The sequence below is a fragment of the Streptococcus sp. SV2 genome (assembly GCF_030440175.1).
Taxonomy (GTDB): Bacteria; Bacillota; Bacilli; order Lactobacillales; family Streptococcaceae; genus Streptococcus; species Streptococcus raffinosi.
The window spans coordinates 1-11,950 of the sequence record NZ_JAQFJQ010000014.1 but is presented as its reverse complement, the minus strand read 5'-3'; the positions used below and the strand labels follow the sequence as shown (position 1 = coordinate 11,950).

The following is an 11,950-nucleotide window of genomic DNA, read 5'->3' as shown; positions in this document are numbered from 1 at the left end:
ATTTTATGTACCAACTTGGAAGTTTCGTTGAAATGAAAAAACCGCATGCTTGTACTATTAAAGCAACAGGAAAAAAAGCCAATGAATGGGAAGTGACCCGTCTTGGAGCTGATATTAAGATTCGTTGTACCAATTGTGATCATGTGGTCATGATGAGTCGTCATGATTTTGAAAAGAAACTAAAAAAGGTTTTATAACTAGGTTTAAGGATGAGGTCTGCATCCTGAAGATTGCCTATATTGGCAGGGTGTCAAAGTTACCCCAAAAGCTCTCATTTTGTTATTTCTTCCATTTTCTAATTATCAAAAGGAAGGTGCCAATTTTTAACATTTTTTGTGTTATAATTAACTGAATTACTTTTTTTATGGAGAAAAATATTAATGGCTTTAACAGCAGGTATCGTTGGTTTGCCTAACGTTGGTAAATCAACTCTTTTCAATGCAATTACAAAAGCAGGTGCGGAAGCTGCTAACTATCCTTTCGCAACAATTGATCCAAACGTTGGTATGGTTGAAGTACCAGATGAGCGTTTGACAAAATTGACTGAACTTATTACCCCTAAAAAGACAGTTCCAACCACATTTGAGTTCACAGATATTGCAGGTATCGTAAAAGGAGCATCAAAGGGTGAAGGTCTTGGAAATAAGTTCTTGGCCAATATTCGTGAAGTGGATGCGATTGTCCATGTTGTTCGTGCCTTCGATGATGAAAATGTTATGCGTGAACAAGGGCGTGAGGATGCTTTCGTTGATCCGATGGCTGATATTGATACCATCAACCTAGAATTGATTTTGGCTGACCTTGAGTCAGTTAACAAACGCTATGCCCGTGTTGAAAAAGTTGCCCGTACTCAAAAAGATAAAGATTCTGTGGCAGAGTTTAATGTTCTTCAGAAACTTAAGCCCGTGCTGGAAGATGGCAAGTCAGCTCGTACGATTGATTTTACTGAGGAAGAGCAAAAAATTGTAAAGGGACTTTTCCTCTTGACAACAAAACCGGTGCTCTATGTGGCAAATGTTGATGAGGATCAAGTCTCAAATCCAGATGATATTGAGTATGTTAAACAAATTCGTGAGTTTGCAGCAACTGAGAATGCAGAAGTAGTCGTTATCTCAGCTCGTGTTGAAGAAGAAATTTCTGAGTTGGATGATGAGGATAAAGAGATGTTCTTGGAAGACCTCGGCTTGACAGAGTCTGGTGTTGATAAACTGACACGCGCAGCTTATCACTTGCTTGGTCTTGAAACTTATTTCACTGCTGGTGAAAAAGAAGTAAGAGCTTGGACCTTTAAGCGTGGTATCAAAGCCCCACAAGCTGCCGGAATTATCCACTCTGACTTCGAGAAAGGCTTTATCAGGGCTGTAACGATGTCTTATGACGATTTGATTAGCTATGGATCTGAGAAAGCTGTTAGGGAAGCTGGACGCCTTCGTGAAGAAGGAAAAGATTATGTTGTTCAAGATGGTGACATCATGGAGTTCCGCTTTAACGTATAGAAAATAAAAAAATAATGCACCAGGCTGAAAAGTATTTTTCAGTCCTTTTGCTGTCTATCAAAGAGGAGAAATAATGACAAAATTAGTAGTTGGTTTGGGCAATCCAGGTTCAAAATACCATGAGACACGTCACAATGTTGGTTTTATGGCCATAGACCTTATTGCTAAGGGGTTAGGGTTAACATTTTCTGAGGAAAAGACCTTTAAGGCTGAAGTGGCTTCAACTTTCTTAAACGGTGAGAAAGTTTATTTTGTTAAACCAACAACCTTTATGAATCTATCAGGTCTAGCCGTTAGAGCATTGTTGGCTTATTACAATATTCCAATCGAAAATTTTATCGTCATTTATGATGATTTAGATATGGAAGTTGGAAAAATCCGTTTTCGTCAAAAAGGTTCAGCAGGTGGTCATAATGGTATTAAATCTATCATTGCTGAAACCGGAACTCAAGAATTTGATCGTATAAAAATTGGCATTGGTCGTCCACAAAAAGGTATGACAGTCGTTAATCATGTTCTTGGAAGATTTAATGAGGATGATTATGCCACAATACAGCTGACTTTAGATAAGGTAGAGGCCGCACTGAATCATTACCTGAAAACAAATGATTTTGAAGACACCATGAGGCGTTATAATGGCTAATACAATCTTAGATCTTTTTGAGGAAAATCCTCAATTGGTTGAATGGCGAGATAAGGTGTCATTATTAAGTCGACAACTGTTAATGGGATTTTCTGGTTCGAGCAAGGCAGTTGTCATGGCATCCGCTCTTTCTGAACAGGTTCCAAAGATTTTAATAGTCACCTCAACACAAAATGAAGCTGAGCAATTGACAGGAGACTTGTCAGCTATCTTAGGAGAAGACAAGGTTTACTCCTTTTTTGCAGATGACGTATCAGCTGCTGAATTTATCTTTGCTTCACCAGAAAAGACCCATTCTCGTCTCGAAAGTCTTAATTTTTTAATGGATAAAGAGGCAAGTGGAATCTTGGTTACGAGTTTGGTTGGTACTAAGTTACATTTGCCTAATCCTAAGGTTTATAAAGACTCTCGTATTGACTTAGCACTAGGGGAGGAACATGATTTAGAAGCTCTTAGTAAGCATCTGAGTAATATTGGATATCAAAGAGTAGAGCAGGTTCTCTCACCTGGTGAGTTTAGTCGCAGGGGCGATATTTTAGATATTTATGAACTGACTGCAGAGCTTCCCTACCGTTTAGAATTTTTTGGAGACGAGATTGATGGCATTCGTCAGTTTGATAGCGATAGTCAGAAATCTTTAGACAATTTAGAGCATGTTATCGTATCACCGGCAGATGATATTATCTTAACAAGAGAAGATTACCAACGTGCTGAGAAGGCCCTAGAAAGCGCAGTCTCAAAGGCAGAGGGCCCTCATAAGGCTTATCTTGAAGAAGTTCTGTCAGTAACGATTGATGGTCACCGTCATAAGGATTTGCGTAAGTTTCTATCTCTCTTTTATGACAAAGCTTATACCTTATTTGACTATCTGCCTAAGGGAACTCCTGTATTCATTGATGATTTTCATAAAATAGTGGACCGCCACGGGCGTCTTGAATTGGAGGTGGCTAATCTTTTAACTGAGGATCTTCAACAAGGTAAGTCGCTAAGTCATCTAAATTACTTTGTGGATTCATTTAAGACTTTGCGTAACTATCATCCTGCTAGTTTCTTTTCAAATTTTCATAAGGGACTGGGGAATCTTAAATTTGATAAGTTGTATCAATTCACGCAATACCCTATGCAGGAGTTCTTTAACCAGTTTCCACTTCTAGTTGATGAAATACATCGCTATACCAAGAATAAGGCGACAGTTATTTTACAAGTAGGATCTGAGAAGCAGCTCAAATCTTTGAAGGAAACTTTGGAAGAATATGATTTAGATTTACCTTTTAGTAGTTTTCAAGATTTAATACCTAATAAGCCTCAGTTAGTTTTAGGAAACTTATCAAATGGTTTTTACTTTGCGGATGAAAAGCTTGTTCTTGTTACTGAACGTGAGATTTTCCATAAAAAAGTAAAACGTCGTGTGCGTTCCAGTCATGTTTCCAATGCTGAGCGTCTTAAAGATTACAATGAACTTGAAAAAGGTGATTATGTTGTACACCAGACTCATGGTATCGGACAATTTAAAGGTATTGAGACTATTGAGATTAAAGGGGTGCATCGTGATTATCTGACTATCCAATATCAGGATGCAGCTACAATTTCTCTACCTGTTGAGCAGATTGAGAGTCTCTCTAAGTATGTGTCGGCAGATGGTAAAGAGCCCAAAATTAATAAACTCAATGATGGGCGCTTCCAAAGGACCAAGCAAAAAGTAAGCAAGCAGGTAGAGGATATTGCCGATGATCTCTTAAAACTCTATGCCGAGCGTAGTCAACTTAAAGGTTTTGCATTTTCACCGGATGATGATAATCAAAGAGATTTCGAAGATGATTTTGCCTACGCTGAGACAGTGGATCAATTGCGTTCTATCAAAGAAATTAAGGCAGACATGGAGTCAGATAAACCCATGGATCGTCTCTTGGTTGGTGATGTTGGTTTTGGTAAGACAGAGGTAGCTATGCGTGCTGCCTTCAAGGCAGTCAACGATGGTAAGCAAGTTGCTATTCTAGTTCCTACAACAGTTCTCGCCCATCAGCACTATTTGAATTTTAAAGAACGTTTTGAAAATCATGCCGTTGAAGTGGATGAACTTAGTCGTTTTAGAAGTAAAAAAGAGCAGACTGAGACTATTGACAATCTAGCTAAAGGTCGTATTGATATTATCATCGGTACCCATCGTTTGCTATCTAAAGATGTTAAGTTTTCTGACTTAGGATTGCTAGTAATTGATGAAGAACAACGTTTTGGCGTGAAGCATAAAGAGAAACTTAAGAAGTTGAAAGCTAAGGTTGATGTCCTTACTCTAACTGCGACACCTATTCCTCGTACGCTTCATATGTCTATGTTGGGGATTCGTGACTTGTCGATTATTGAGACAGCGCCTACCAACCGTTATCCAGTTCAAACGTATGTGATGGAAACCAATCCTGGTCTTATTAGAGAAGCTGTGCTAAGAGAGATGGACCGAGGTGGTCAAGTTTTTTATATTTATAACCGTGTTGAAACCATTGACCAAAAAGTTTCTGAACTACATGAGTTGGTCCCTGAAGCACGTATCGGGTTTGTACATGGTCAGATGAGTGAGGCGATGCTAGAGAACACCCTCCTAGACTTCTTGAATGGTGATTACGATGTTCTGGTAGCTACAACCATTATCGAGACAGGGATTGATATCTCCAACGTTAATACTCTTTTTATTGAGAATGCAGACCATATGGGCTTGTCTACCCTTTATCAGCTAAGAGGTCGTGTTGGACGTAGTAATCGAATTGCTTATGCTTATCTCATGTATCGTCCTGACAAAGTACTAACAGAAGTCTCTGAGAAGCGTTTGGATGCTATTAAGGGCTTTACAGAACTGGGATCAGGTTTTAAAATTGCCATGCGTGATTTATCGATTCGTGGTGCAGGAAATATTCTTGGTGCTTCTCAAAGTGGTTTCATCGACTCAGTCGGATTTGAAATGTACTCGCAACTCTTGGAAGAGGCTATTAATAAACGTCAAGGTAAAACTCAAGTTCGCCGTAAAGGAAATGCAGAGTTCAATCTTCAAATTGATGCTTATCTTCCAACCGACTATATTTCTGACGAGCGTCAAAAAATTGAAATTTATAAGCGGATTCGAGAAATTGAGAATCAGAAAGACTATCAAGACCTTCAAGACGATCTTATTGACCGCTTTGGAGAATATCCAGACCAGGTTGCCTATCTCATTGAGATTGGTCTGGTTAAGGCCTATTTGGATGCTGCCTTTGCAGAATTAGTTGATCGTAAGAATGATAGTATTATTGTTCGTTTTGAAAAAGCTTCTCTTAAATTCTTCTTGACTCAAGATTATTTCGAAGCCATCTCTAAAACGCATTTAAAGGCAAGAATTAGTGACAACAAGGGGAAAGTAGAGATTACTTTTGATGTTCGTAGCAAGAAAGACTATGAAATCCTTGAAGAATTAAAGATTTTTGGTCAGACATTCATGGAAATCAAAAAACGTAAAGAAAAAAAAGAAGCTTAAGGAAAGTTTAAGTAAGTCGCTATATACTATAAACATCCTAAAACTTTTCTTTTTCATAAATCTCCTGAGAGGGGCGACTGGTGTCGTTCCTCTCATTTTTGCGTTTAAAAAGGCTTTCGTCTGCTATTTTCTAAAAAAAATGCTATCATAGAAGAGATATCCTAACGAAAAGGAAATAATAATATTGAGATTAGACAAATATCTAAAAGTATCACGAATTATCAAACGTCGTCCAATAGCTAAAGAAGTAGCTGATAAAGGACGTATAAAAGTGAATGGGGTGCTCGCTAAGTCATCCACGGATTTGAAGATTGGGGACCAGATTGAAGTTCGTTTTGGAAATAAACTGCTGACTGTTCGTGTACTCGAAATGAAAGATAGTACTAAAAAAGAAGATGCGGCAAAAATGTACGAGATTATAAGTGAAACAAGGATTGAAGCAGATGAGCAAGAAGCCTAATATTGTACAGCTTACGAACGATTACATTGATAATGCCAATCAAGAGCAACGATTAGAGCGTGCCGAACACGAACAAAGGAATCGCTTTATGGGGTGGATTCTTTTTGTGGTTGTTTTACTCTTTATCTTGCCAACCTACAATCTGGTTGAGACCTATATGAATATCAAACAGCAAGAGAAGGAAGTCTTGTCGCTTCAGAAAGACTATGATAAATTGTCGGATCAGACAAAGGAACGAAAGGATTTGGCTAAGAAACTTAAGGATGATGCTTTCGCCGAGAAATATGCGCGTGCTAAGTACTATTATTCACGTGAAGGAGAGTCAATCTATCCTGTACCAAGCTTATTACCCTAATGAAAGATTTACTAAAAACTGTAGAAACTTTTTTAACCTATTCAGAAGCCAAGTTAGAGGAACTATCAGAAAAAAATCAGCAACTTAAAACGGAATTACCGAGGAAAGAGGAGGTGAAGAAGCAAGCATGAAAAAGCTCTTAATAGCTGCAACTGTTGTGCTTGTATCTTCTAGCCCCCTGGTCTTACTTCCTATGGAGAAGGAGCTAACTCTGACCCCAAAACAGGTCCAAAAATTGACTCAAAATACTACAGCTAGCTTGACTCAATTTAAACAGATTCCTAAAAACCCAAGAACGATAACAACTATCCTAACTTATAAGAACAAGGATTTAACAGAATTTAAAACCAGTATCCAAGCGGATACCAAACTATCGATTTCTGCTATTTTTTGGAATGCTAAAGGTGAGCCTGTTTTCCAACTTCAAGATGGTGATTATGTAGCCGCTAGTCAGAAATCAATTGTAGACGACAGTATCTATAATCAAAAAACAGTAGATATGACCTTCTGGACTAAAGATGGTTTAACGGTATACAAAGAACCTTACGTTTTAGGAACTGAAAAAGCTGACTCCAAACTCGCTAGTTTTAAACCCATTAAGGTTAGCCAAGCAGCTCAGACGCATGCTGGAACTTATTATTTTGCAGATGGAGAAGGTTGGATCAATGCCTCTGACTTGTCAACTACTGATAATCGCATTGAGGCTGTTCAAAAAGTACTTAACGAGAAGTATAACAATCAAGAGCGCATATCAGTTTATGTTAAGCAACTTGATACTGGAAAAATAGCAGCTATCAATGACGAAAAAAGCATGTATGCTGCTAGCGTAGCCAAGCTAGGTGTCCTCTATTATGCACAGGAACGTCTGTCGCATAAGAAGTTATCTTTATCAGATGAGTACCAATATACCTCTGCTGTGAATGGATTCCCAGGTGCCTATGATCCAGATGGTTCTGGAAAAATCAGTAAAATGCCTGATGATAAAAATTATAGCTTGGAAAACCTGTTGAAGGCTGTAGCCCAAAACTCAGATAATGTAGCGACAAATATACTAGGGTATTATGTGGCTAATCAGTATGATCACTCCTTCCAAAAATCTGTAGATAAAGCCTCAGCGACCTCGTGGAATATGGATAAAAAGGAGTTGACTGCTAAAGCAGCAGGTACCCTGATGGAGTCTGTTTATAGGCAAAATGGGGATATTATCAATTATCTTTCAAGTACAGACTATGATGGCGAACGTATTTCAAAAAACATTGATGTTCCTGTTGCACATAAAATAGGAGATGCCTACGACTTTAAACATGATGTGGCAATTGTTTATACAGATTCACCCTTTATTCTATCGATTTTTACGGATAAAGAGGGCTATGACAAAATTACCTCAATTGCAGATGATGTTTATGGAATTTTAAGATAATGACAGAAAAATTGTTGCAAATGATGCAAGACAAAGGTTATTTTAACCAGCACAAGAAAATTTTAGTAGCAGTATCAGGTGGGGCAGACTCGATGAGTTTGCTGCACTTTTTATATAACCATCAAAAAGACTTGGACATTCAGCTTGGGATTGCTCATATTAATCATAAACAACGACAAGAATCGGAGCATGAAGAAACGTATTTACGTCATTGGGCAAAGGAACATCAGATTTCTTTCCACTATAGTGCCTTCTCAGGAAAGTTTTCAGAAAATGACGCCCGCACCTTTCGCTATGAGTTTTTTCGGAGAGTTATGAAGGATTATGGTTACACTGCCCTTGTGACTGCGCATCATGCTGATGATCAGGCTGAGACGATTTTTATGAGACTTTTGAGAGGAAGTCGTTTAAGACATTTGACAGGAATTTCAGCTGTAAGACCTTTTGGCACTGGTCAGATTATTCGTCCCTTTTTGCACCTCACAAAAGCTCAACTTCCAGAGACTTTCCATTTTGAAGATAAGAGTAATACTTCATTAGCCTATCTCCGGAATCGTATTAGACTATCCTATCTCCCTACCTTATCTCAGGAAAATCCTAAATTCAAGGAGCATCTTTGTCTTTTATCCGAGGAGATTGGTCTTATGGAGCAAGCTCTAGAGGAGTTAACAAAGGATATTACTATCACTGATTTATCTGTTTTTCAACAACAGTCAGATGCTGTCCAACTCCTTCTTCTTCAGAATTATTTAGACTCCTTTCCTGAATTACAGCTTTCTAAAGGCCAATTTAATCAATTGTTAAGTTACTTAAGAAAAAAAGCTTCTGGAAAGGTGCCCCTAAAAAATGGTTATGAATTAGTCAAAACACAAACTGATTTCTTAATAAGGCAAGAAGAGTCTCTATCTTTATCTTCCCCTCGTCACTTAAAACTTGGAGAATCTATCACGTTTGAGGAGTACACATTGACTTTTTCGGAATTTAATGACAATTCTAACGTAGATTGTGTTAATATTTGGTCAGATTCTCCAATTACGATTCGTCATAGACAAAAAGGTGATAAGATTGACTTTGGTAGTCACCATAAAAAATTAAGACGACTTTTCATAGACAATAAAATTCCAGACAAGGAAAGACAAAAAGCTATTATAGGAGAACAAGATGGTCAGATTATCTTTCTTTATGTCTCCGGGCGTCTCTATTTGAAAAAAAATCCCGAAAATGCTATACTTTATGGCACTGTAGTCATTTATAAGAATTTCTAATCAAATACCATGTTTAAATAACGATGATTGAAGTAAAAGTGGTATAATAATACAATATTGACTTCGAGAAAGGGAACCCAATGTTAGAAAAAGACATTAAAAAAGTCCTCTTTTCCCAAGAGGATATCGTAGCTAAAACTAAAGAATTAGGTCAGCAATTAACAAAAGATTATGAAGGAAAAAATCCCCTTTTAGTCGGTGTTTTAAAAGGTGCTGTTCCATTTATGGCTGAACTTATCAAACATATCGATACACATCTTGAAATGGACTTTATGGTCGTTTCAAGTTATGGTGGTGGAACTGTCAGCAGTGGTGAGGTAAAGATACTTAAGGATGTTGATACCAATGTTGAAGGACGAGATATCATCTTTATTGAAGATATCATTGACACTGGACGTACCCTCCTTTACCTTCGAGATATGTTCAAATACCGTAAAGCAAACTCAGTAAAAATAGCAACTCTTTTTGATAAACCAGAAGGTCGCGTCGTTGACATTGAAGCTGATTATGTATGTTACGATGTTCCTAACGAATTTATTGTTGGTTTCGGACTAGACTATGACGAAAAGTACCGTAACCTTCCTTACGTTGGTGTTCTAAAAGAAGAGATTTATACAAAATAAGTAAAGGTCTAATTAGCTTATGAATAATAAAAATAATAATGGCTTCTTGCGGAATGCTTTCCTCTATATCTTAGTGATTATTGCAATCGTAACAGGAGTCCAGTATTTTGCTGGGGGAAGCCAAAGTCCAAGTCAATCACTGTCTTACACGCAGTTGGTTAATAAAATTAAAGATGGTAAGGTGAAATCAATCACCTATCAACCAAACGGTAGTATCATTGAGGTTAAAGGAAACTACAAAAAGGCCGAGAAGGTTGATACAGACCTTAGTTTACCATTTTTAGGTAGCGCTTCGTCAGAGACACGTAGCTTTACCTCAACAGTTCTTCAGAACGAAACAACAATGAAAACATTGCAATCGGCTTCAGAATCAGCTGATGTTAATGTTAAAATGATTCGTGAAAGTTCAAGTGGCACTTGGATATCGTATCTCTTTAGTTATATCCCTTTGATTGGTATTGCTATTTTCTTCATTTTTATGATGAATCAAGGTGGCAACCGAGGCGCCATGAATTTTGGTCGCAATCGTGCTAAAACACAATCAAAAGAGAATATTAAGGTTCGCTTTACAGATGTAGCGGGTGCAGAAGAAGAAAAAGAAGAACTCGTAGAAGTAGTCGATTTCCTCAAAAACCCACGTAAATACAAGGCTTTGGGAGCACGTATTCCTAAGGGGGTTCTTCTTGAGGGCCCTCCAGGAACAGGTAAAACTCTTCTTGCTAAGGCTGTGGCTGGTGAGGCAGATGTTCCCTTCTTCAGTATTTCAGGTTCTGATTTTGTAGAAATGTTTGTTGGTGTCGGAGCAAGTCGTGTTCGTAGCTTGTTTGAAGATGCTAAAAAGGCTGAGAGAGCTATCATCTTTATTGATGAAATTGATGCTGTTGGTCGTCGTCGTGGTACCGGAATGGGTGGTGGAAATGACGAACGTGAACAGACCCTCAACCAGTTGTTGATTGAAATGGATGGGTTTGATGGCAATGAGAATATTATTGTCATTGCTGCAACCAACCGTAGCGATGTTCTTGATCCAGCTCTATTGCGTCCAGGACGATTTGACCGTAAAGTTCTTGTTGGTCGCCCAGATGTAAAAGGTCGTGAAGCCATCTTGAAAGTCCATGCTAAGAATAAACCATTGGCTGAAGACGTTAACCTTAAGGTTGTTGCTCAGCAAACTCCAGGTTTTGTTGGAGCCGACCTAGAAAATGTTTTGAATGAGGCAGCTTTGGTTGCAGCGAGACGTAGTAAGACAAGGATTGATGCTAGCGATATTGATGAAGCGGAAGACCGTGTTATTGCTGGTCCTTCTAAGAAAGATCGTCAAGTATCTGAACACGAACGTAAAGTTGTGGCTTACCATGAAGCAGGACATACGATTGTTGGTCTAACCCTTTCTAGTGCTCGTGATGTTCATAAGGTTACTATTGTTCCTCGAGGTCGTGCAGGTGGATATATGATTTCTTTACCAAAAGAGGATCAAATGTTGTCATCTAAGGACGAGCTTAAAGAACAATTGGCAGGCCTTATGGGTGGACGTGTGGCAGAAGAAATTATCTTTAATGTTCAAACATCAGGTGCTTCAAATGACTTTGAGCAAGCAACACAATTAGCACGTGCAATGGTTACTGAATATGGTATGAGCGAAAAACTTGGACCAGTCCAATATGAAGGTAACCATGCTATGAATCCAGGTCAATTTACACCGGATAAGTCTTATTCAGCTCATACTGCCCAACTCATTGATGAAGAAATTCGATCACTTCTGGTTGAAGCACACGATAAAGCAGCTGAAATTATCAATGCAAACCGAGAAACACATGCTCTCATTGCAGAGGCTTTGCTTAAGTATGAAACACTCGACGCTGCACAGATTAAATCAATCTATAAAACTGGTAAAATGCCAGCAGATTCTCTTGAGGATTCTGACGAAGATAATCATGCTTTATCTTTTGATGAAGTCAAAGAGAGACTTGAAACAAAGAAATAATAAAGATGAAGAAGAGTAGAGTGTTTACTCTTCTTTTTTATTGAATAAAAAAGTTACAAAAAAAGAAAATTAAAACTTTAAAAAAGTTATTGACAAGGTAAGCAAGAGATGATAATATGAATAGGCTACATCGGAGGATGAAGCAGAGACACGAGGAAGTTTGGAAAAAACTTTTCAAAAAGTGTTGACAAGATATTCTAGATTT

The 11,950-nt window shown here is 38.1% G+C and carries 11 protein-coding genes; all 11 read left to right on the top strand.

The annotated features are described in order from the left end of the window. Positions 1-5 precede the first annotated feature (5 nt). Entirely contained in the window at positions 6-197 is a 192-nt protein-coding gene (locus PCY14_RS07560) for a DUF951 domain-containing protein (RefSeq protein WP_008535964.1), read from the top strand. Positions 198-380: 183 nt separating this feature from the next. Next, positions 381-1,496 (top strand): redox-regulated ATPase YchF, encoded by a 1,116-nt coding sequence (ychF, locus tag PCY14_RS07555; RefSeq protein WP_021152706.1) that lies wholly within the window; start codon positions 381-383, stop codon positions 1,494-1,496. A 73-nt stretch (positions 1,497-1,569) separates the two neighbouring features. Further along, positions 1,570-2,139: an aminoacyl-tRNA hydrolase gene (pth, locus tag PCY14_RS07550; protein ID WP_002887360.1), complete on the top strand. Its 570-nt coding sequence runs from the start codon at positions 1,570-1,572 to the stop codon at positions 2,137-2,139. Continuing rightward, positions 2,132-5,638 carry a transcription-repair coupling factor gene (gene mfd / locus PCY14_RS07545; protein WP_301363378.1) on the top strand — a complete coding sequence of 1,169 codons (3,507 nt, stop codon included), beginning with the start codon at positions 2,132-2,134 and terminating at the stop codon, positions 5,636-5,638. The genes pth and mfd overlap by 8 nt, the downstream gene beginning before the upstream one ends. A 184-nt stretch (positions 5,639-5,822) precedes the next feature. Next, positions 5,823-6,098 (top strand): RNA-binding S4 domain-containing protein, encoded by a 276-nt coding sequence (locus PCY14_RS07540; protein WP_164376594.1) that lies wholly within the window; start codon positions 5,823-5,825, stop codon positions 6,096-6,098. Further along, complete coding sequence (locus PCY14_RS07535) at positions 6,082-6,453, top strand: septum formation initiator family protein (RefSeq protein ID WP_002886276.1); 372 nt, start codon at positions 6,082-6,084, stop codon at positions 6,451-6,453. Before PCY14_RS07540 ends, PCY14_RS07535 begins: the two co-directional genes overlap by 17 nt. Next, positions 6,453-6,584 carry an SP_0009 family protein gene (locus PCY14_RS07530; RefSeq protein ID WP_002883955.1) on the top strand — a complete coding sequence of 44 codons (132 nt, stop codon included), beginning with the start codon at positions 6,453-6,455 and terminating at the stop codon, positions 6,582-6,584. Before PCY14_RS07535 ends, PCY14_RS07530 begins: the two co-directional genes overlap by 1 nt. After that, positions 6,581-7,873, top strand: coding sequence for a serine hydrolase (locus PCY14_RS07525; protein WP_301363376.1), 1,293 nt, complete (start codon positions 6,581-6,583; stop codon positions 7,871-7,873). Before PCY14_RS07530 ends, PCY14_RS07525 begins: the two co-directional genes overlap by 4 nt. After that, positions 7,873-9,138 carry a tRNA lysidine(34) synthetase TilS gene (gene tilS, locus PCY14_RS07520; RefSeq protein ID WP_060933965.1) on the top strand — a complete coding sequence of 422 codons (1,266 nt, stop codon included), beginning with the start codon at positions 7,873-7,875 and terminating at the stop codon, positions 9,136-9,138. Before PCY14_RS07525 ends, tilS begins: the two co-directional genes overlap by 1 nt. Positions 9,139-9,218: 80 nt before the next feature. Further along, positions 9,219-9,761, top strand: coding sequence for a hypoxanthine phosphoribosyltransferase (gene hpt, locus PCY14_RS07515; protein WP_002887355.1), 543 nt, complete (start codon positions 9,219-9,221; stop codon positions 9,759-9,761). A gap of 19 nt (positions 9,762-9,780) precedes the next feature. Next, the gene (gene ftsH / locus PCY14_RS07510; protein WP_164376593.1) at positions 9,781-11,745 is read left to right on the top strand and encodes an ATP-dependent zinc metalloprotease FtsH; all 1,965 of its coding nucleotides are present in this window, start codon (positions 9,781-9,783) and stop codon (positions 11,743-11,745) included. Positions 11,746-11,950: the final 205 nt, after the last annotated feature.